Consider the following 21,977-nt stretch of genomic DNA (forward strand, 5'->3'; position numbering starts at 1 on the left):
AGTCCGAGATGGGCGAATTTGCTGTTTACATAATCGATTTTATTGGAAGGAACAAAAGTTACCGTCCTTTGTACTCGTGTTTTCTTAAACTTCGAATAATTACAGTAGGTTAGTTGTGCCTTGAAAACGACCAAATCGATCACGTATTTTTTTCAGTCTCGCATGATACTCTAAGATTTTAATCCTTGCTTTTTCAGCTAGAGGTGCAATCGGTCGTAAGTCCTTTAATCTCCAATAATCAACAACTACATCAAGTACTTGATCAAAATATTGAAGTGGACCATAATTCGCTTCTTTTGCAATCACAGCCATTCGATTTTCAAAGTCAGGCATGACAGCACCCGGCATTTTAAAATTCATGATCACATTGGCAATGTGATAGCAGTAATTAGGTTCCAATTCTAAGTGTGTCCGGATAACATCACGATAAAACGCATAATGAAGTGTCTCATCTTTAGCAAGACGACGCAATAGCGTAGCAAGTTCAGGGTCATGCTTGTTTGCGACTTTGGCTACATTATTGTAAAACACCATTGTTGCAAGTTCTTGTAGAGTCGTATAAGCCATCGCTTCGATTGGCGTATGGAAATCAGGATTAAACCCACTCTCAACGACTGATTTTCTTAAACTATGTAATCGATTGGGATTCACATTTCGAGTAAGTAGTAAATATGTCTCCAGTAAATCAGAATGTTGATCTTCTTCTGAAGTCCAAGTATGAATAAAATCTGTAATAACAGAAAGAGACCCTTTAAAAGTTTCGGACAAATAAGTAGTGAACCAGGGTAGATTTACTTCTGTTAATAGAGCTGTTTCAACAGCTGTAACTACACCAGAGGGCAGAGTAACTTGACTCTCATCCCACGGGACTCTTTTAAAACTCATTCCCTTATCCCACGGTAAAAATTCATGATAACCCCAATCAATTTTCCTTGCTCGTTCTTTATGCTGTTCATAAAGTTCTTTCAAACGTGGTTCTAATCGGAAATCTAAATCGTTTGTTAACATATATCTTCCTCTTTTCCCTTATTGTGATTTGCTAAAATTTCTTTTCAACTCCTATTATTAACAATACATAAAGTTTTTTTTATCTTTCAAGTTAAAAAAGTACAGCTTCTTTTTGTATTTCAAAAAAATCTAATTGGAGTCTCGCCAACCAAACAATATAAAATCCGGACTAATACGTTTTTTGGAAGTGAGATGGAAACAACAGGTTTTTAAGACGCGGGAGCCTCGAGGATGCAATCATGTGTAATCGTAAAAAAGTGAGAAAAAGCTAAGTTATCGAATAGGACTTAGCTTCAAACAAATAAGAAATTATTTTGTTATGGTGCATAACATACGCTCTCCGCTTTTCATACTCGTTTGACATAATGGACATTTCGGCTTTTCATTTAATGAAAAGCTTTTGCGCATCCATCCTAAGCAATCCGCCGATTCACATTCCCATACTGCCACTAGTGCTTTGGGCGCTTCTTGCTGCAAATCATTTTTTCTGCTTCTCCAATACATTGTATTTCTCTCCTTTCAAGCAAATCTCCACTGTCACACAAGAAACAAAAAAGGCTGCTAACTCAAATTGTTAACAGCCTCTTCGTGTGTAACATTATAGCTTTATGACATTTATAGCTTGAGGTCCACGGTTTCCTTGCTCGATCTCAAAACTTACAGCTTGATTCTCTTCTAGAGATTTAAAACCTTCGCCTTGAATAGCAGAGAAGTGTACAAATACATCTTTCCCGCCCGGTACTTCAATGAATCCAAACCCTTTTTCACCATTAAACCATTTTACTTTACCAGTTGCTTTCATGTGCATGTTCCTCCTAAACGGATTAAATATAATATGCAGCTCTTATTTTTAAATGTTAAAAAAATAAAAAATTCACACATTATCAAGTATCATAGGCATTTCATATCATCTGATACTTGATAATATGTGAATTCGTAAGACGAATATACTTATTAAGTATATTGTACCTGTTCTCACAGAAAATAACAACCTTAGGATAAATTTATTAAAAATGAAATTGTACCTCCAACTGGTAAAATGAGTCGAGATGAATAAGGGAACCAGTTACAATTAATAGGCCGTTCATGTAGATATTGTGGAATGGGATCGCACGGAAGCCTCAAATTACTGAATAAAGTTGGCTCCGGTGTTAGTATAGAATTGTAAGGGGAACACCTTTAATCCTGGAATAAACTAGGATTTTTTATGTATAGTCGTTTACCACCTCACGCTAATTACTTTGCGAAATCAAAAGCACCCGTTATTCGGGTGCTCTAATCACTAAATTCTCGCTGCAAAGTTCTTTAATCCTAAAATCTTTAGGATGGAACTTAACTTTGCTCCAGTCTCTTTGACGTTCTTCCTTCACCTTTGTCATCCAACTATTCAACGCCTCTTGAGGATTATCTGCAACTACGACTATCGTTTCAGTGTTATACTCTATTAAATACAGACTTCTAGCCATATTGTCATTCCTCCCATTACTTACACTTCGACAAAAGAAGATAATAGCCTTTATTGTAATAAAAATCACTCAACATCCGGTAAGCGGTATACATAAGGAGATGGGAATCAATACGAAGTCTCCCTCGCATCTCCCAGCCAACCAATCTATCCACGGTCTGACAAGTGATTAGCTCAGAGAGACGAGAGCCGTCTGGTTTTCTCGTCTTTGCGAATGCGATTATAGCCCAACAAGCCCTGCTTTTTCATAGCTTGTCTATGACGGAAGTGTCTTGCAAGTGAAAGTTTTAATTTATCAATAAGCTTTACAAGGTATTTTTATCTTACATATCCTAAATTATCGATAATTAATCTAACAATTGCTATAGTCTCTTCTTTAAGAAGGTTGTCATAATATCTTTTTTAAACTTTTCATAATCGAACTGGAAGGCTACTTTATGTGTTTTATAACCTGGATTTGTTTCAAAACGAAAGTCTGCAATACTTTGACCAAATCCTTCCCCTTGGTCTGGAATTACTTTGATGGGTACTCTCAATAGGGTAATCGCATCCGGGTTCAATAAATACCATATTGTTACGAAGTCATGCATGGGGCTTCCACCTATGCCAGGATTAGACTTAGAATAGAAATTATAATAGTAATCCAACATAGGTTTAATAATGAGTCCTACCGGGTCCTGTGTGTTACGATGAAACGCATCGATTTGTTGAACCATTTCAGGTGTAACAAGCGCACTTTGCGTAACGTTTAACGGAATAATTGTTAAATTCTTAGCATGTTGTAAAATTAAGTTTGCTGCATAAGGGTCTGCGTAAAAGTTAGCTTCAGCCACCGCGGTCACGTTTCCAGGATAGAAAAAAGCTCCACCCATACAAATGTATTCCTTCACGTTCCGCATCGTATCTAAGTTTAAAACAAATGCCGTTGCCAAAGAAGAAAGCCTTCCTAGATTAATAATTGTAAGATCATCTAAATTTGAGTCTATAATTTTATAGATGTCATTAATGGAGTAAATCGGATAAGGGATTTCAGGAGGAAGGATAGGTCCTAATCCCGCTTCCCCATGCACTTGAGGGAAATACTGAACCAATATGCCTGTTAAAGGTACAGATGCACCTAGGAAAACAGGTATCTCCTCCCTTCCTGCAATGTACTTTAAATAGTTAATATTTCTTATAGCTTTATCTCTTGATACATTTCCATAATCGGCTACAATACCAACAAGTTGAATATCCTTACGAAAAAAGGTGTATAGAATAGCGAACGCATCATCGATTCCCAAATCTGTAAACAGAAGAACTTTTTTTGGCATATACATTCCTCCAAAAACTATAGGTCTTAATTCCATTAAGTATGTAATGAATAGACTTGTACTAATATATTTTATGTATTTCTAAATAATACGTTCTGTTTATCAATAATGGCATATATCCTACATGTTGTACCTACACTAAAAAAATATTTTTGTTTTGAATACCATAGACATGTCATTATCGGAAGTAGTAAGTAGTTAGCCTTAAAGTTCTGCGCGACTCAGAAGCAGGAGTGCATAAAAAAGAACCATCCCGATCATGTAGGAAGGTTAAGTAAAATATTTTTTCGTTTTGACATATTCAGAGTACACAATCCCGGACAAACGCGCAAAAGATAAAAATCACCTTTTCTTCTAGAGAAAACAGAAGAATGCAGGAAAGAAAAAAAGGGAACCGTATAAGCAAACCCTAATAAAAAGCACCCGATTATTCGGATGCGTACTTAAGTATTCCCTTTAAATAAACTGAGTGTTCTTGCTGTGTAAACTCTTTTAATTTGATTTTTCCTTCTCTTACTAACTCTTTAGCTAATTCTTCAATCTTATTTTCATCTTCTTTAGTAGCTTGGGCGATCTTGATTGAAAAATGATTACCTCGACTGGCGTTTCGAAGATCTTTTAATAGACTACCTTTATTCATTTAGTCCTCTCCTTCTGTCTAATCATTCCGACAAAAAGGAAGTTTTTTCCTGCGAATTAAAAATAGGGGCATGTTTTTCAAATAATCCTTATATTGATCGTCTAAACGCAAATCTATCATTTTTTTCTAGAACCTACAATTAATTTGATTGCTGTTCTTTCTTCATTATTGATTAAAATATCTGTAAATGCAGGAACAAAAACCAAATCAACACCGCTAGGAGCTACGAATCCTCTTGCAATCGCAACGGCTTTAATCGCTTGATTTAAAGCACCTGCTCCAATCGCTTGAATTTCTACATTACCTCTTTCTCTTAATACGCCTGCAATTGCACCTGCAACTGAATTCGGATTTGATTTTGATGATACTTTTAATATATTATCCATATAAATTGTTCCCCCTGTTATTTAGTCGCTTTATTTGATTTATGAAATGACTTCCTCCAAATCGATAGCAGGAACTAATGAAACTATATAACCCAATGAAAATAAGTCACTCATTATTCATCCACCTTTATTAAACCTTCTACAAATAAAGGCTATTTACCTCTTTTCACATCAAAAGCATATACTATTTGTTAATCGTACTCATTAAGCATATAATTAAGTGAAAGAAGGGGTGAAAGCAAAGATGAAACCGAAAGATCCAGTGGAAACAGAGGATTTTGTTTTAATTGAACAGATTGTTGTAACGGAAGCGTTTTTAAATTCTCGCCCTAACCCTGAAAAAACGAAGCAAGTATTAGACTATGTGAAACGGACAGGCAATTTAGACTTGCCAATTACAATCAACCGAAACACAAAGGTTTTGACAGATGGATACAGGCGTTACATTGTAGCTAAAGAAGTAAAAATGGGTATCGTTCCTGTTATGTACGAAAAATAAATGAATTTGAGGTAGTACTCTTGTCTTAGGATCCCTTTTACTAATGATCTTTTATATCTTTCCTAAGCTGCAAAGGTGCTCTTGATAAACACATGTTCTTGGATTTATGAATAAAATTAATTGCTTTTTCCCTTATTAACTGGCAAACTCAAGAAGATAAGATACTTCATAGAAAGAAATGTATAGGTGATTAACATGATTGAGATAAAGACTTCTACACTCAGCGATGGGGAATTCAATAGAGGGGTATTTGCGACACGTGATATAGCAAAAGGCGAGCTTATACATGAAGCACCGGTCATTCCTTATCCTAATAAGGAACATGTTTTCATAGAGAAAACGATGCTTGCTGATTACGTATTTGAGTATGGTAGTAACCATACTGCAGTCCTTTTAGGTTATGGTATGCTGTTTAACCATTCATATAGTCCTAATGCCACTTATGATATTAACTTTAAGAACCACACGTTTGACTTCTATGCTTACACAGATATAAAAGCAGGAGAAGAGATACTAATCAACTATAATGGTGATGTCGATAACAAAGATTTACTATGGTTTAATAAGGGCGAGACTGATAATGATCAAGAAGGAAACACTTGATGATAACTCCTTAAAAAACGCGGATTTTATACGTTAAGCTTTCAAATGAACAAAAAAAGCCTGATTTTTTACTTAGCGTACTTCAAAAGCCCCCCTTGTCTAACCTAACAAGGGGGGCTTTACCATATATATGGTTCATTTATTCTGATGATTATGTTCATTCATATTCATATGATTTTCAACATGATTATTATGAATTTGATTTTTAATAGGATTGCCATTGTAAAATGCAGTAATACATATAATAATTGTTACAATAACCATTATAGTGATTGAAGAGTACGAGTGAATAAAATTAGTGACTTTATGACTACGTCTACTTAATTCTTTATTGATTAAAAGAAGGATTAAAGAAACGACTATGATATATAGAATGTCCATAAATGCTAACATAATTTTAAAGTTCCCTGAAGGCAACATCTCCCCTAGCATTGCTCCCATCATGCCGCCCATTACTCCTGCTGCCATTCCCTCAATTATTGTAAGTAAGCTAATTGGTTTGCCTACAAAATATCCAACAATCAAACTTAAAATCATTGCAAGAATCGTTGAGGTGGTTAAATCATTTTTAAAAACAATCCCTAAGATTAACCCCATAGTTAAACCAGAAATCATTCCTAATGACATCGCAGCTATCATGCCTGTCATATTTTCTAATTTATCTTCATTGAAGGAAATTTTTAGAATTAAGTAGGTAGTATAAATGAAAACTATTAATGCACTTAAACTTAATAACATCAACTTCCCCCCTAAATAAAATACTGTTTTGATTGGTATTATATTTGTATGAAAAAGAAGCATTTCTAATACAACATAATAAATATCATGTTGTATTGGGAAGGTTCTTATAAAAAAATAATCCTCCCTTATGTATCAGGAGGGTTCATCTTGTTACGTATTACATCTATTGTATCAAAACAGAATTTCTGTAAGGTCGATCCCACTTTTAGGTGGAATCGACTTTTTTTCGTTGCAAGCCGGCACTGTCTTATACACGCTGTGATACAATAGTGGTACAAAGAGACCGCAAGAAGGTTAGGTTTGAGGCAAACAGATAAAATGGAACGGGAGAAGGAAACATGGGGAATCTTATTTCATATGAAAATAAACTTGCACCATTGGTGATACGTAACAATATACTTCCGCTCATCCCAAAAGAAACGAGACATATTTATGTTTTGTGTATTGGCAGTAATCGAATTAACGGGGACAGTGTGGGACCGTTTGTAGGTACATTGTTGCATGGGATATTTTCGCAACATTTGACAATAATGGGAACGCTTCAACATCCGTTAGATGCCACCACATTAGAAGTAGGAATACGAAATCTTTTGCTACCTAGAAATAGTTATGTCATTGCAGTAGACAGTGTTTCTGGAACAGAGGAAACGGTTCATTCGATTGTCGTTCGGGAAGGACCGTTGGTGCCAGGTTCAGGTGTTGGTCATGTTCTTCCGCCTGTGGGTGATTGCAGCATTATGGGAATTGTCATAAATGACGGACCAAATGTAAAGCAAGGTCTCCCCTATACGAGCTTACATCTTATTTACACGATGGCGTCATCTATCGCAAAGGGAATTGCACTTACAGCAAGACAACATTTCCAGTACCCTTCGGATTCCCCGATACAAATATACAAATAAACAGAAAGACTAAGGCTGTTTTCTGAACGGCTGTTTCTGTTTGCAAGTTACCAACTAGTTACAGATATCACGAGTAAAAATGAGGTACGGATCGAATTGCCCTCTTCATCAGAAAAGGAATTGATGAAGATTCCCTCTATTTTAGTTAACATAATATTATTATGCGAACGCTTATTGTTATACTATCAACATTGTCTATTTATTCTTCGGACGTTCATCTGGCTTCCATTTAGGTTCCGACCATCTATACCAAATATGTACCAGTTCTCCTTCTTCCTCTCGATCTACATCAACCCACTGCAAGTTAAAGATACTTCTTTGACGAAAATATGTGCAAATGGAAAAAAGAGCAGTACATTGTAAACTGCTCTCTTGTTCCTACTTATAATGTTATTTATGTTGAAACACTTGGTATTAAAACAGGATAAATAATAAATTCTCTAAAATAACGTGCTATATAAAAAGCTATGTGTTGCTTCATAAATGTTATATACTACAAGGTAAAGGATTTGATTTAACGTAGGAGGTTATCATGAAACTATTCAAAGTAGCATTGCTTGATATTCTGCTAAGTGCAATGCTTATTTCCGTTTGTACAACGATTAGTATAACACTAACTGGCATCAAAACATATGGAATAATTGTAGGTTTACTTTTGTCCTCTGCTGCATGGTCTCAAACAAAGAAATTGATTCGTAAGCCCTGAGTACAACATAGGAGTTTTACTTAGGGCAACTACTCAAGCTGTATTATTTCGCATAGTCTCGTATATTCATTAAATCCGGGTCATCTTCGGCAAGCTCCACAAAATATCCGCTTTCATCTTCTTCTAATACTTTGGCAAGCTCCAGCTCCGCTTCTTCTGTTCGATTTAACACGGCTAAATAGCATGCGCGGTTATAACGCGCCGTCAAGTATTCTTCGTCGAATGTTAACACCTGCTCCATCAGTTCAAGCGCTTTGTCCGTTTGTCCTGACATGTGATACGCAATTCCTAATGCAACATACAATGGTCCTTCCTGCGGGTGGTGCTGCCTCCCTTCTTCTAGTAAAGAGATGGCCTTCTCGTACTTTTCTTGCTTCTTGTAGAGTCTGGCTAAATCAATGAAATTTTTGCTGATAAAAGGCGCGGTCCGAACAAGATACAGGAATCGTTCTTCAGCCTCTTCTTCCCTATTTAAATCTGCCAGTGTATAAGCTTGTAAATGCTGAATGTGCAAGCTGTTCGGCTGCTCCTGGAGTACTCTTTCAGACAGACCGAGCGCTTCTTTTAGCCACTGTGTATGATTGTCCGAATGATTTAAAAGAAGTGATGCCAATTGGTATGCCGTTTCGTGATTCCACTCAGTGTTCAATGATTTTCTAAGCGTTTTAATCGCATCATCAATGAGATTTGCATGTTCATAAAACTGAGCGAATCTCTGTGCTGCCGTACTGTTTTCCGGATCCAGCTTCATAGCCGTTTCGTACAAATCGATGACGGTTCCAATGGAAAACAGCTGCTTTGTAAATCCAGTCAATCGCTTGAATGTCCTCTTTAAACGAGATCCTGTTTCTTTTTCCTGTTCATTTTGCTCAGCCAATAAGGATTCCATTGCAGATGCTGCATACATGAATGCATAGCTTTTTTCTTCTTTCGCTATTTTTAGCTTGTGCAGAGAATCAGATACATACAGTAAGGTTTTCTGCTGTTTTAACGTATTGATGTACAATGGATAGATAGATTCATTATGAACATTTTCTTGTAAAAGCTCGGTTGCAATCTTCAGTGCTTGTTTGTCTCTTTGTTTTAAGAGCATATTTGCATAGTGATATAAAACTTCTGGATGTTCCGGATCAATTTGCAATGCGTCCATTACGAGCTGCTGTTCTTTTTGTACATCCCCTGCAGCGCCGTATGCATACGCTAAACTGTCCAAACGCCAATTTTCTGGTGTTCTTCCTCGCATCTCCGTCAGCATAGACACAAATTCCTGATGAAGCGAAGGCTCAGTTGATAAAGAAGCTAAATATTCTATGTTGATTGTAAGAGGTTCTTGCTTCGCTGCTCGCAGCATGTGATATTGCTCCTGCTTTACGTCTTTCTCTACATGGCTGATTTCTGCCAATCTTAAATGCACCGCCGGAAAATCAGAATCTAGCTCCAGGCATTTCTGATAAAACTTCCGAGCTTGCTCCAGGTGATTAACTGCTTTATAAGTTTCACCTAAGCGATAGTACGGGAATGTGTTTTTTTCTATTTCTAGTGCCTCATGATATAAGTCAATGGCTTTGGCATACTGCTGCACATTTTCATATAAAACGCCTAGATAGCAGCGATAGTGAATATTTTCAGGGTGCTGATTCGTTAATTCCTCTAACAGCGCAATTCCCCTTGTAAGATATGGTGTATCCTCAATGCGGCTTACGTACAGCTCAAGAGCTTCTTCCACGTGCTTGTACATATAACCGATGCCTTCTTCTATCATAGCTAAAGCTGTTTCAAGTTCAAGAGCTTCTGCATGCTGCTCAATACCTGTATCCCAGAGGATTTTTCCTGTATTCACAAGAAAATAGCTGTCTGTTGCAAACTGCGCCTTCATTTGAAGGGCATATTGCTTTCCTTTTTCGTAGTTTCCTTGTCCTATATATACCTCAATCAGTCCAAGATGTACAAACGCATTGCCGGGGTCTTGCCCCAGAGCATTTCTATACATATGCTCTGCTTGATCATATCGTAGGCGTTCCGTATAAAAATCACCCAAACGGCCATATAGAATTGGCTCGCCTTCACTGTTTTGTATCCCTTCGGCTAAAATCTGTTCTGCTCGTTTATCATCTTTGAGCTCCGTTTCATAAATTTCAGATAGTCTTAAATAAGGATACGGCATATGACTTTCCAGAGATTTAGAAATGCTGAAGCCGCGGATAGCAAGGCGCAATTTCCCCATTCTGTGCGCACATCGGGCACGTTCATACCATACGTATGCATCATATTTATCCTCTCTTACTAGAGAATCAAATATGTCGTATGCTTCTTTACAGCGTTTCAAATCCATAAGAATAAGACCGTGATTCACTAAAACAAAGCGATTTTCATAACGTTTTCTGGCAATCCAGGATTTTTCCAACGCTGTCTCTGATTGACCTTTATGCATATATCCTAGAGCCATGTAGCTCCATGCAAACGGCTGATCTGCATCCAGCTGAAGAGATGCGCGAAAACTCGCGATAGAATCTTCATATCGCTCATCGTCCAGCGCTAAACGTCCTTGTATAAAGTAATACATCGGACTGTTTATTTTATTTTTGACACAAAGCAGCATATCATTGGCACGTTCTCTCTTGTCTATCCGAATGAAGCATTGAGCCGCGTGCATCTTCACATAATCTGATTCTGGATAAGCTTCTAATAAACGTTTGGCGCATTCAAATATGAGCTCTTTCTCTCCATCGGGACCAAAGGATTTGATGACATGTAGCCATGTATAAGGAATCTCCATGTTTTTCTTCAAAAATAACGTAAGCGGCTGTAAATCAGCATGATTATCCTCCGTTTGATCTAACAAGGAAAACAAGTCTCTAAAATATACGTCGTCCTCTGAAGATAAGCTTGCAAGAGCATGCACTCTATTAAAAGGGACAGCCGCAATAGACAAATAGTTTGTGTTCAGATGCTGCTTGTAAAAGTCCTCATATGTAATAATCATAGGTTCCAAGAAATTTGGATCCTGAATATAAAGAGATTGGAGCCGATCATCATAGCCGATTATGATTTGCACATGAGCAGCTTGTTCAAAATCCACGCTTAATAAAATGGGAATTCCAGAATCAATGAGCTTTTTATAAGACTCAATAGTTCCTCTGAAATAGCGGCAGGAGTAGCCCAATGACTCAGCATACGCTATCGTTTTAGAGAGTCTGGAGCCGTTTTTATCGAAAATATGCACACTAATTTCATCTTGTGTCAATGCATGTCCGAATCCTTTTAAAATCATTTCCATACTTGCTGGTACGCAGTAATTATCTTTTTGTAAAACAGGAGTGAGCGGCAACATGACCCTTTTTCCATCTATATGCCGGCGTGTATGCTGATAAGGGGACTTATTTAAACATAATTCCTGCTCCAGCAGCTGTGTAAAGGAGACTGTATCTCCTGCATTGTAAAAAATCTCCGCTCGCAGGTGCGCGAAATATTTTTTATAGGTATGGAACGGAAGCATACTGTCTAACTCATCCATTGCCTGCAGTAGTTCGCTATGTTTCTTTAAATCGCGCAGTCTCCTGATTCGTTCTAAATAAAGAATAGGAACTTGCGGGTACTGCAAGATAGCGTGCTCAAGTATATGCAGAGCAGCCTCATGTTCACCTTTTCCAGCATATAACTGCGCGAGCAAATATGCTGATACGTCAGCACGTTCTCCATTCTTCATGCCGTGCTGAAACATTTCCTCGGCCAGCTCCCAATCACCTTTAAACATATAAAAATAGCCCCATTTATCCAGCATAGGAGCGGTACTGTATTCTTCCGACTTCTTCATATACAGAAGCGCTTCCTCATAGCGGTGCATCTCCAGTAAACACCGTGATAAAGTAAAATGTAATTTTGCCAAATGTTCATTTGCAGCCTGTTCTTGTTCAGCTGTTTGTAAAGCAGCTTTTAATAACTCTTCTGCATCAAGCGGTTTTCTCTCATTCATCAGTTCTTCACAAAACCAAGTAAGAGTCCGGATGCTCGGGAAACGGCGATACGCATATCGCGCTAAAAAGCCACTGTAATGATACATCAGGCCTTCATCCATTAAACGTATGAGAGTGTAAAAATCCTCTTCAGATGAAATAGAAGCAAGCCATTGTTTTATATAAGAAACAGATTTTTTATCACGAATTATATGTATCTCAGCGTGTATCTCTTGTAAACCGTCTATAAATCTCTTGATTTTTAAATAACCTTCTAATTGCGCAAAGCTTCGCATGCATTCACCTCTTGTTAAATTTTACTCATTATCTCTTTTATTTTACAAATTGGCAGGATGATACTCAATGCTTTTATCGTCCTTATCGCTGTATTCGAGTGGATAAAGGTAACTGACGGATAAGCCTCGGGATCGCTGTGCGCTACCGTTATCGTGCCCTTGCTTTTGGGGTTTAGGTCGATAATTGCAATACTCATGATATTGCTGGGTTTTGCAGGATTAAACTCCAATTATTAATAAACACTTCCTGAGCTGGGAGCACCAATAGTACTGGAACCCTTAATAATTGAAGACGGCGGCCAGCTCCAGTTTCCTTTTTGAAAGCACCTATTGTAATTGGCTGGTTAGGATTGGCAGCCAATACCTGCAGAATATGGAATTTCACATTATGCATGGTTTTATACATCTTTGTAAAATCGGGCTTTTTCTATACCTATTTGGGTATGGTTCACAAGCTTCCTTTGTATAAAACGTTGCATACTTTACAAAGAAACAGTTTACCTATAATTTAGAAATAGGGGGATAACATTGGAAATTCACATAATAAACATTAGTAGACATTAAATAAGCGAATACGCGCTATTACATAAATAATTCTTAGGAGTGACTGTATGATAAATCCTATTTTTACGAGAGTTGTGGCGGCTCCTGTGGTGACTCCTGTAATTCCACCTGTCCATCCAGCAATTCCTAAGGTAGGGTTAGAACCTTTTACCACTTCTTTTACTTCTTGGCAACAAATTGGGTCATATTATCCGTCCTCTGCATACACACATTGGCAATACAGTGCGCACCCTGGATACATGCCCTCTATTCCTAAAACTTCGTATCATCCATACCATTACCATTATCATTTTCCATCGATATATTTTAAAAGTTTTCATGGTACATTTAATATTTAACCTGAATTATAAAGCATCAATTATAATTGAGAATTTGTTTTCGAGATGAGTTTTAAGACAGATTTTAAGCTATTTGTCACTTAGAATTCCAAGTCTCAAATACCTATTAGTAATTGTCCTTAGAGTAGTAAAATCAACGTTTTCTGATGTCGAAAATTGCTTAGCGTATATTTTCGTTAAAATGTTGGCGGGACTCTATTTAGAATCTATGACAAAAGTCCGGAGACTCCTGTCTCCGGACTTTTGTTAAAATCCCAATACTTTTTTGCCAAGTACATGGTCAATGGGGACAAAGCCGATTTCCCTGCTGTCGCGGCTGTTGTTTCGGTTATCTCCCATTACGAAAATATGATCTTTTGGTACAGTCCATTTTCCTTCTGCCATAACAACCATCGGCTCTTTTATATATGTTTCCTTCAGAAGCTCTCCGTTGCGATATAACTTTTGATTTTTTAGCTCAATTACATCGCCTGGCTTGCCAATTACGCGCTTTACATATAAAAAGCTGTTTTGCTTCTGGTGGGAAACAAGCTGATATAGTGCATTTTCGGAGATATCGTCTGTAAAGCTGCGCTTTCGTTCTACACGGCTGTCAATAATAACGATATCACCGTAATCCGGTTCATAATCAAATGTGTGTGAAAGCTTGGAGACCATAATACGCTCTTGATCATGCAGTGTCGGATCCATAGAATGACCTTCTACTTTATAGGGCTGTATGAGAAAGATACTTGTCAAGAAGGCAAGTATGAATGCCAGTATGATGGAGCGAACCCAACTCCAAATTTCTTTTGCTGCTTTTCCACTCAAAGGAATACCTGCCCTTCTTTTTTAATGTTATAAGAATAAGATTACCATGATTTGTTTTTAAATCACAACGCTTATATCTCACTTATAGATTATTTTTCTTACTCGCTTATGTAAGGTGGCATTTTTGCTATTCCAAACAGACATATCCTTAAAATATACCTGTAAATTGCAGCGCAAGGATTAAAGCGCCGAGGCCCCACACATAATAGGCAAATATTTTTAAGGAATGGTGCTTCAAGTACTGAATCATCCAAGATACTGCAATATAGCCAAAAAAGGCTGAAGAAATGGTTCCAACCAGCAATGACATACCAGAAATCGCTTCTGCTTTTCCTTGAAACAAATCTGCTGATTGCAATACAATTCCCCCTACTATTGCGGGTGTAGAAAGCAAAAAGGAAAAATACGCAGCTGTTTCCCGGTCCAGCTTTCGCCAAAGGGCTGCCACAATGGTCATGCCAGAACGGGAAATGGCAGGGAATATGGCAAACGCCTGAAACGATCCGATAAACAGTGCATCCTTATATGTAATATCATTCATTTTCTTAGAACCATTTTTCCCTAACTCTGCCAAGTATAAAAACAAACCGGTTGCCAAAAACTCCCAGCCGATGGTAACCCCTGTTTTAGATATATCCTCAAAAAAATCTTTAAACAAAAGTCCCACAACCACTGCGGGAATTGTTCCGACAATGAGCAAAAACGTCAGCTTGCTAAAAGGATTTTTCAATATCTGCATAAATTCCTTTTTATAGTATACGAACACCGCCAGCAAGGTCCCGATATGCAGCATTGTATCTAAAAATAAGCCGGCTTCGTCCAGACCAAACAAATGCCGCCCCAAATATAAGTGCCCGGTGCTGCTTATGGGCAAGAATTCCGTCAATCCTTGAATGATGCCAAGCAAGAATGCTTCCAACCAGCTCATGTCTTTCCTCCTCCCGCAAGCTCGTACCATTATATGCCGTCTATACTCATATCATGATAAACAATGCGGGCAAAGTATAATCGTTTAACTCTGTAGAAGAAATTTTTGCGGCATGGTTATGTTAAAGTTCATAACGGCATTATAGCGCAAATACAATAATCTTAAAATGAGGAGGCAATTCGCTTTCCTCTTTATTTTTTGTCTAAAAAAGCCTGAAGAAATTGCAGAAAGAAAAATGGCTTTCTATTTTTTCTCTCTCCATATACTTTAGTACATCAAGACAATCGCAAGAGCCTATATTTCTTATAAGGAGGGAGCAATGTTGTCACTTATACTTTCTCTCATTTCATCTGTGATTGCAGGAGTAGGAGTGCTTTCAGGCTTACTTGGATTTGTTCAAACTGTATGTCCCAAGCAGTTTCCGCTTTTTATAGAAAAACTGAAGCGTTTTTTGCTGTCAAATTTTATAATGATCATGTTCATAACGTTCCTGAGTTATGGTCTGCTGTTTCCCGATGAAGCTTCCGTTTATTTAAAAAAGGGACAAGCCCTTTTGACTGGCAAACAATTTGAAATAATTGTCTCAATCATATTGGGTATTATTTTATATTGGATTCGAAAGCTGCAGATGCAATTGAAAGATAAAGCTAATGAGCGTCACAAGTAAATATAAGAGGCCGTATTTCATATACGGCCTTTTGTATTCACTGCTAGAAAAGATGTATCACACCGGATATACAGGGTGCTTCCGGTCTGTGAATACTTGATATTTGCTTGTATACACTTCAAATCGCTGTACAAGCTCTTGACGAAGTTTGTTCGGGTGAACGATACCGTCAATCACCATTTCAGAGGCGAGATGGTAAATATCGATATCTTTTTTATATTCCTCGCGTTTTTGCTCAATAAAGCTTGCACGCTCTTCTTCAGGAAGGGCAGCAATTTTATTTGCATATACAGCATTCACCGCAGCTTCCGGACCCATTACAGCAATAGAAGCTGTCGGAAGTGCAAGGCAGCAATCCGGTTCAAATGCAGGACCTGCCATCGCATATAGACCAGCACCGTAAGCTTTGCGCACAACAATAGAGATTTTCGGTACAGTTGCTTCGCTCATGGCGGAAATCATTTTTGCACCGTGACGGATAATGCCTGCTCTCTCCACCTTCGTCCCGATCATAAAGCCGGGTACATCTGCCAGGAATAACAGAGGAATATGGTATGCGTCGCAAAGGTTGATAAATTTAGCAGCCTTGTCAGCAGAATCGTGGAATAAAACGCCGCCTTTCATACGAGGCTGATTGGCGATAATTCCGACTGGCTGCCCATTGATACGCGCCAATCCAGTAATCAGCTCTTGTGCGAACAACTTCTTAATTTCAAAGAATGAGTTCTCATCTATAATGCGGTTAATCAAGTCCATCATGTTAAAAGGCGCATTTTGGTTTTGCGGAATAATCTCTTCTAAAGTTTTGTCGAACGCCTTCGGCTGAACAGGAGTCGCGACAGGCGCCTTCTCTAAGTAATTGCTCGGGAAGTAAGATACATATTTACGCGCCAATGCCAAAGCTTCTTCCTCTGTTTTACATAACACGTCCCCGCATCCAGAAACGGAACAATGCATGCGTGCTCCGCCCATTTCTTCAAGCGTTACTTTTTCTCCAATCACCATTTCGGCCATACGAGGAGAACCAAGATACATGGAGGCATTGCCTTCTACCATCATTACGATATCGCAAAATGCCGGGATATAAGCTCCGCCTGCTGCAGATGGACCAAACAGTAAACAAATTTGCGGCACCTTGCCGGAAAGCTTCACCTGGTTATAGAAAATACGGCCGGCGCCGCGTCGTCCCGGAAACATTTCGACTTGATCCGTGATACGAGCTCCCGCGGAATCAACTAAGTATAAAAGCGGAACGCGAAGCTTTTCAGCTGTTTCTTGAATACGCAAAATCTTTTCTACTGTACGGGAGCCCCAAGAACCTGCTTTTACAGTGGAGTCGTTTGCCATAACGCATACTGTCCGGCCGTTGATTTTGCCGATAGCTGTTACTACGCCGTCAGCCGGAAGATCATCGCTGTCACAGTTGGCGAACATTGCATCTTCAGTAAAGTCGTTATCATCAAATAAAAGGGCAAGGCGGTCGCGTACGAACAACTTTCCTTTTGCTTTGTTTTGCTCGTGATACTTTTCTGCGCCGCCTTGTTTGATTTTCTCGACGCGTTCTTCAAATGAGAGCTGTTTTTGTTGTTGATCGAGCATGCTTATTCCCCCTTGTAGTTCGGCTTTCGTTTTTCCTTAAAAGCTTGCAATCCTTCAAGACGATCCTTCGTTCCAATTACGCCTTCGTACGCTTGACGCTCTATTCGCAGTCCGGAATACAAGTCGGTTTGTACGCCTTGCGAGATAGCCTGTTTCGCAAGCTGAACCGCAATTGGTCCGTTGGCCGCAATCCGTTCCGCAATTTCTATAGATTTTCCCATCAGCTTATCCGCAGGCACGGCATATTCCACTAAGCCATATTCTTTTGCTTCTGCAGCTGAAATGCGTCTAGCCGTATAAATAAGCTCCTTCGCACGGCCAAGCCCAATTAAGCGCGGCAATCGCTGTGTACCGCCCGCTCCAGGTATGATGGCAAGGGACGTTTCTGTTAATCCAAGCGTTGCAGTTTCGGATGCAACGCGAATATCGCAGGCAAGACTCAGTTCTGTTCCGCCTCCTAAAGCTACCCCATTAATGGCAGCAATCACTGGCTGCGGAAGTTCTTCTACAAGATTAATAGTAGAACGAATCAGAGAAACAGCCTCGCGCACCTGTTCCTCATTCATACCAGCACGCTCTTTCAAATCTGCGCCGGCACAAAATGCTTTTTCACCTGCGCCAGTAATAATGACTGTCCGAATATTTTGATTTTCTTTTACTTGCAGCAGCGCTTCCTGCATTTCCTCTAATAAGGCAAGAGATAACGCATTCGCCTGCTGCGGACGGTTGAGTGTAATTGTTACAATATGCGGTGTTGTTTCTTCAACAATAACATGCTGCAGTAAAAGCATAGAATCACCTACTCATCGTTTTATGCTGCTCGGCACGATACACGTGGCTCGACAGTTGAATTTCAAGCTTATCTTGGATAAAACGGCTTGCTTGCATCAGTTTTTCTTCGTTTGTGTTCGTTTGCACGCCCATTTGGTGCAGCATATGCACCAAATCATTCGTCGCAACATTTCCCGATGCCCCCGGTGCATACGGACAGCCCCCCAGGCCGCCGCAAGCGCTGTCAAATGTCGTGATGCCTGCCTCTAAAGATTTCAACACGTTTGCAAGCGCCATACCGTATGTATTATGAAAATGCATGGCAAAAAGAGAGGAGTCAAACTTCTTCAGCAAGCGTTCCAGCACCTGTTCTACTTGCAGCGGATTGGCTACGCCGATTGTATCGCCGAGCGAGACTTCGTAAATGCCGTAACTGAAAAGCTCTTCACACAGGTGTTCTACAGCAGAGGTTTTTACATTCCCTTCATAAGGGCAGCCAAACACAGTTGACACATAGCCCCGTACCTTTTTGCCGGCAAACAAACTTTGCTGTGTGACTTCCTTTACAGCTTCAAGAGCTTGCGAGATAGATTTATTAATATTTTTTTGGTTATGCGTTTCGCTTGCTGATAGAAAAATGTTAATTTCGTCTGCATTTACGGCAAGCGCACGCTCTAAACCGTTCATGTTCGGAACGAGCGCTGCATATGTAACCCCTTCTTTTCGTTCAATTCCGGCAAAAACGTTTGAAGCATCCGCCAGTGCGGGAATCCATTTTGGGTGAACAAAAGAAGAAACTTCAATATAAGAAAGTCCTGTGCTTGATAATAGATTGAGCCATTGTATCTTATCCGCTGTTTCCACAATTCTTGTTTCATTCTGCAAACCGTCGCGCGGACCAACCTCTTTAATGTGAACAGAAGCAGGAAGTTTCATTGTGATTCCTCCTATTCCAATTCTGCTAAAACATCGCCTTCATTTACGAAATCGCCTTCTTGCACCAAAAGCTTGGCAACCGTTCCGGACTCTTCTGCTGAAATCGGAATTTCCATTTTCATAGATTCCAAAATTACAACATCCTGTCCTTCTTCTACTGTGTCCCCTACGTTCACAACAATCTTCCAAACGTTTCCTGCCATAGATGCATATACTTTTGCCATTGTCGTTGTCTCCTTTTTGGTGGTTCCGCCTGCTTCAGGCGGTCATTTTCTTATTTTTTTACAAGTTGATTTGACACAAAGCTCGTTGTATATACGCCGCTTTTGAATGTGTCATCCTCTAACACTTGCATCAGCATCGGAATATTCGTTTTAATGCCCGTCACTTTCATTTCGCCAAGCGCAGCATGAAGATTTCCGATTGCTTCTTCACGCGTAGCACCGTGTGCAATTACTTTGGCTATCATTGGGTCGTAAAACGGTGTAATCGTAACGCCTGCTTCTAAGAAATGGTCTATACGCACTTCACTAGGCAGCTGAAGTTCGGTAATTTTCCCTGGAGATGGGAAGAAAGTCTTAGGATCTTCTGCGTAAATACGGGCTTCAATCGCATGGCCATTGCGGGCGATTTCTTCTTGCGTAAAAGTTAATGTCTCTCCTGCCGCAATGCGAAGCTGCTGTTCAACAAGATCAAGTCCCGTAATTTCTTCTGTTACGGGGTGCTCTACTTGCAGGCGAGTATTCATTTCAAGGAAGTAGAAATTTTTGTTTTCGTCTACAAGAAACTCGATTGTTCCCGCATTTTCGTATCCAAGGGCTTTGGCAGCTTTTACAGCTACTTGCCCCATCGCATGTCTCGTTTCTTCATCCAAAAACGGTGACGGCGCTTCCTCGATGACTTTTTGGTTGCGGCGCTGAATAGAACATTCTCGTTCCCATGCGTATACCGTATTGCCGAAGGAATCTGCGAGTACTTGAATTTCAATGTGATGGGCATTTGTGATGAGCTTTTCCATGTACATTTCCCCGTTGCCGAAGAAGTTTTTTGCACGTGTTTGATTGCTTTCAAATGCCTGAACGAGCGTTTGCTCAGTTTCAATGGTCTGCATGCCAATTCCGCCGCCGCCGGCAGAAGCCTTTAACATAAGCGGGTACCCGATTGTATTTGCAATTTCTTTTGCTTCTTCAACAGTTGGAATTGATGTGGAAATTCCCGGCACAACAGGGACACCGGCTTCAATCATCGTTTTACGGGATTCAATCTTGCTTCCCATCTTGGAAATAACATCGGCAGAAGGACCTATAAAAACAATGCCTTCTTCTGCACATCGCTTCGCAAAGCTAGGATTTTCCGATAATAATCCGTATCCTGGATGAATGGCATCAGCTTTCGTTTCTTTTGCGATTTCCATGATTTTTTCGAGATTTAAATAGCTTTCATGAACGCGAGGACCGCCGACGAGGTACGCTTCATCTGCAAGCTTTACATGCAGTGACTGAGCATCTGCTTCCGAATAGACAGCTGCTGTGCTGATTCCGAGACGCTTGCACGTTTTAATAATACGAACGGCAATTTCACCGCGGTTTGCAATTAATATTTTAGAAAACATGTATGCTCCTCCTTTAGCGACAGCCCAAATGTCTAGCGATAACTAGGCGCTGGATTTCAGAAGTACCCTCTCCGATTTCAAGAAGCTTTGCGTCACGAATGTAACGTTCTACCTCATATTCTTTCATATAACCGTATCCGCCATGGATTTGAACCGCTTGATTTGCTGCGCGGCTTGCTGTTTCAGATGCGAACAATTTTGCCATCGCAGCTTCTTTTCCGAACGGTTTGCTATGGTCCTTCAACCATGCTGCTTTATGTACCATATTGCGTGCTAATTCAATTTCAGTTGCCATATCGGCCAGCTTGAATTGAATGGCTTGGAAAGAAGAAATGCTTTTGCCGAATTGCTTTCTTTCCTTTGCATATTGAAGTGCACGTTCGAACGAGGCTTGCGCAATTCCGACTGCCAATGCAGCAATAGAAATGCGTCCGCCGTCCAATGTATATAAAAATTGCTTAAACCCTTTGCTTACGTCACCAAGAATGTTTTCCTTTGGCACACGTACATCTTCTAAAACAATTTCACATGTATTAGAAGCACGAACTCCCATTTTGTCGTAAGGGCTGGAAATCTTTAATCCTTCTGTGCTTGTAGGAACGATGAAAGCAGAGATACGTTTTTTCCCATTCTCGTCTGTGCCATTGACAGCGGTTACAATTATGGTGTTAGCGAACTCCGCATTGGTAATCCAACACTTCTCCCCATTGATGACATACGCATCGCCGTCCAAGATTGCTTTCGTTTGCGTTCCGCCTGCATCAGATCCAGCATTTGGTTCTGTTAAACCGAATGCACCAAGCGTTTTTCCGGAAGCCATTGGAACAAGATACTTCTTCTTTTGCTCTTCTGTGCCAAAGTAATAAATAGGAGATGCACCAAGCGAAATTGTAGCTGCATAGCTTAAACCAGTACCGCCGCATGCGCGTCCGATTTCCTCAACTGCAAGAGCATATGATAATGTATCGCCGCCTGAACCGCCATATTCTTCTGGGAACGGAATTCCTAAGAGACCGAGTTCTCCCATTTTTTGAAATGTTTCATACGGAAATTCTCCAGTTCGATCGTAATAAACTGCTTTAGGGGCAATTTCTTTTTCTGCAAAATCGCGAACCATTTCTTTAATCATTTGTTTTTCTCGCGTAAGAGTAAATTCCATCTTGTCACACTCCTCATGATTTTCGACAGTGTGTCAGCACCTGTTACAGCAGTTGCTTCTTCTAGGGCATGTATTATATTG

General features: G+C 39.6%; 23 protein-coding genes. 6 read left to right on the forward strand and 17 right to left on the reverse strand.

The genetic code is table 11. The annotated features are described in order from the left end of the window. Positions 1-99: 99 nt before the first annotated feature. The 7 genes from H540_RS0108370 to H540_RS0108400 all read right to left on the reverse strand — a co-directional run bounded on the left by H540_RS0108370 (position 100) and on the right by H540_RS0108400 (position 4,812). The gene (locus tag H540_RS0108370) at positions 100-1,008 is read right to left on the reverse strand and encodes an acyl-ACP desaturase (RefSeq protein ID WP_028400247.1); all 909 of its coding nucleotides are present in this window, start codon (positions 1,006-1,008) and stop codon (positions 100-102) included. 309 nt (positions 1,009-1,317) lie between these two features. Beyond that, positions 1,318-1,512 carry a cold-inducible protein YdjO-related protein gene (locus H540_RS0108375; RefSeq protein WP_028400248.1) on the reverse strand — a complete coding sequence of 65 codons (195 nt, stop codon included), beginning with the start codon at positions 1,510-1,512 and terminating at the stop codon, positions 1,318-1,320. A gap of 94 nt (positions 1,513-1,606) precedes the next feature. Then, positions 1,607-1,810, reverse strand: a complete 204-nt coding sequence (locus tag H540_RS0108380; protein WP_028400249.1) for a cold-shock protein — start codon at positions 1,808-1,810, stop codon at positions 1,607-1,609. A gap of 460 nt (positions 1,811-2,270) precedes the next feature. Beyond that, positions 2,271-2,474, reverse strand: a complete 204-nt coding sequence (locus tag H540_RS0108385) for a hypothetical protein (RefSeq protein WP_028400250.1) — start codon at positions 2,472-2,474, stop codon at positions 2,271-2,273. A gap of 361 nt (positions 2,475-2,835) precedes the next feature. After that, positions 2,836-3,786 carry a nucleoside hydrolase gene (locus H540_RS0108390; protein ID WP_028400251.1) on the reverse strand — a complete coding sequence of 317 codons (951 nt, stop codon included), beginning with the start codon at positions 3,784-3,786 and terminating at the stop codon, positions 2,836-2,838. A 427-nt stretch (positions 3,787-4,213) separates the two neighbouring features. Beyond that, positions 4,214-4,426: a hypothetical protein gene (locus H540_RS0108395; RefSeq protein WP_028400252.1), complete on the reverse strand. Its 213-nt coding sequence runs from the start codon at positions 4,424-4,426 to the stop codon at positions 4,214-4,216. Positions 4,427-4,542: 116 nt separating this feature from the next. Continuing rightward, complete coding sequence (locus H540_RS0108400; RefSeq protein WP_028400253.1) at positions 4,543-4,812, reverse strand: stage V sporulation protein S; 270 nt, start codon at positions 4,810-4,812, stop codon at positions 4,543-4,545. Between the two features lie 244 nt (positions 4,813-5,056). On the opposite strand from H540_RS0108400, the gene H540_RS29250 reads away from it, so the two are divergent. Beyond that, positions 5,057-5,311 carry a ParB N-terminal domain-containing protein gene (locus tag H540_RS29250; protein ID WP_051317035.1) on the forward strand — a complete coding sequence of 85 codons (255 nt, stop codon included), beginning with the start codon at positions 5,057-5,059 and terminating at the stop codon, positions 5,309-5,311. 195 nt (positions 5,312-5,506) lie between these two features. Further along, entirely contained in the window at positions 5,507-5,914 is a 408-nt protein-coding gene (locus H540_RS0108410; protein WP_034670592.1) for an SET domain-containing protein, read from the forward strand. A gap of 135 nt (positions 5,915-6,049) precedes the next feature. On the opposite strand, the gene H540_RS0108415 is transcribed toward H540_RS0108410, so the two are convergent. Then, positions 6,050-6,652: a hypothetical protein gene (locus tag H540_RS0108415; RefSeq protein WP_028400255.1), complete on the reverse strand. Its 603-nt coding sequence runs from the start codon at positions 6,650-6,652 to the stop codon at positions 6,050-6,052. 341 nt (positions 6,653-6,993) lie between these two features. On the opposite strand from H540_RS0108415, the gene yyaC reads away from it, so the two are divergent. Continuing rightward, positions 6,994-7,557 (forward strand): spore protease YyaC, encoded by a 564-nt coding sequence (gene yyaC, locus H540_RS0108420; RefSeq protein ID WP_028400256.1) that lies wholly within the window; start codon positions 6,994-6,996, stop codon positions 7,555-7,557. Positions 7,558-8,089: 532 nt separating this feature from the next. Continuing rightward, positions 8,090-8,263 (forward strand): hypothetical protein, encoded by a 174-nt coding sequence (locus H540_RS33075; RefSeq protein ID WP_155890985.1) that lies wholly within the window; start codon positions 8,090-8,092, stop codon positions 8,261-8,263. A 43-nt stretch (positions 8,264-8,306) separates the two neighbouring features. On the opposite strand, the gene H540_RS0108430 is transcribed toward H540_RS33075, so the two are convergent. Next, a complete protein-coding gene (locus tag H540_RS0108430; protein WP_028400257.1) occupies positions 8,307-12,512 on the reverse strand; it encodes a tetratricopeptide repeat protein in 4,206 nt (1,401 codons plus the stop codon). Between the two features lie 611 nt (positions 12,513-13,123). Between H540_RS0108430 and H540_RS31955 the strand changes: the two genes are divergently transcribed. Continuing rightward, positions 13,124-13,414 carry a hypothetical protein gene (locus tag H540_RS31955; protein WP_081415069.1) on the forward strand — a complete coding sequence of 97 codons (291 nt, stop codon included), beginning with the start codon at positions 13,124-13,126 and terminating at the stop codon, positions 13,412-13,414. A 246-nt stretch (positions 13,415-13,660) separates the two neighbouring features. Here H540_RS31955 and lepB read toward each other — a convergent pair whose 3' ends face one another. Further along, positions 13,661-14,224: a signal peptidase I gene (lepB, locus tag H540_RS0108440; RefSeq protein WP_034670593.1), complete on the reverse strand. Its 564-nt coding sequence runs from the start codon at positions 14,222-14,224 to the stop codon at positions 13,661-13,663. A 148-nt stretch (positions 14,225-14,372) separates the two neighbouring features. Further along, entirely contained in the window at positions 14,373-15,152 is a 780-nt protein-coding gene (locus H540_RS0108445) for an undecaprenyl-diphosphate phosphatase (protein ID WP_028400260.1), read from the reverse strand. Between the two features lie 319 nt (positions 15,153-15,471). Here H540_RS0108445 and H540_RS0108450 point away from each other — a divergent pair, with 319 nt between their 5' ends. After that, positions 15,472-15,819 (forward strand): hypothetical protein, encoded by a 348-nt coding sequence (locus H540_RS0108450; protein WP_028400261.1) that lies wholly within the window; start codon positions 15,472-15,474, stop codon positions 15,817-15,819. Positions 15,820-15,876: 57 nt separating this feature from the next. On the opposite strand, the gene H540_RS0108455 is transcribed toward H540_RS0108450, so the two are convergent. Genes H540_RS0108455 through H540_RS0108480 form a run of 6 tightly spaced genes read right to left on the reverse strand, consistent with a single transcriptional unit; the run spans position 15,877 to position 21,896 of the window. Continuing rightward, positions 15,877-17,418 (reverse strand): acyl-CoA carboxylase subunit beta, encoded by a 1,542-nt coding sequence (locus tag H540_RS0108455; protein ID WP_028400262.1) that lies wholly within the window; start codon positions 17,416-17,418, stop codon positions 15,877-15,879. 2 nt (positions 17,419-17,420) lie between these two features. Continuing rightward, the gene (locus H540_RS0108460; protein ID WP_028400263.1) at positions 17,421-18,209 is read right to left on the reverse strand and encodes an enoyl-CoA hydratase; all 789 of its coding nucleotides are present in this window, start codon (positions 18,207-18,209) and stop codon (positions 17,421-17,423) included. Positions 18,210-18,213: 4 nt separating this feature from the next. Then, positions 18,214-19,125, reverse strand: coding sequence for a hydroxymethylglutaryl-CoA lyase (locus H540_RS0108465; protein ID WP_028400264.1), 912 nt, complete (start codon positions 19,123-19,125; stop codon positions 18,214-18,216). Between the two features lie 11 nt (positions 19,126-19,136). After that, entirely contained in the window at positions 19,137-19,349 is a 213-nt protein-coding gene (locus tag H540_RS0108470; RefSeq protein ID WP_028400265.1) for an acetyl-CoA carboxylase biotin carboxyl carrier protein subunit, read from the reverse strand. 50 nt (positions 19,350-19,399) lie between these two features. Further along, positions 19,400-20,737, reverse strand: coding sequence for an acetyl-CoA carboxylase biotin carboxylase subunit (locus tag H540_RS0108475; RefSeq protein ID WP_028400266.1), 1,338 nt, complete (start codon positions 20,735-20,737; stop codon positions 19,400-19,402). A 13-nt stretch (positions 20,738-20,750) separates the two neighbouring features. Further along, positions 20,751-21,896: an acyl-CoA dehydrogenase gene (locus tag H540_RS0108480; RefSeq protein WP_028400267.1), complete on the reverse strand. Its 1,146-nt coding sequence runs from the start codon at positions 21,894-21,896 to the stop codon at positions 20,751-20,753. Positions 21,897-21,977: the final 81 nt, after the last annotated feature.

This window comes from Ectobacillus panaciterrae DSM 19096 (genome assembly GCF_000430785.1).
GTDB classification, from domain to species: Bacteria; Bacillota; Bacilli; order Bacillales; family Bacillaceae_G; genus Ectobacillus; species Ectobacillus panaciterrae.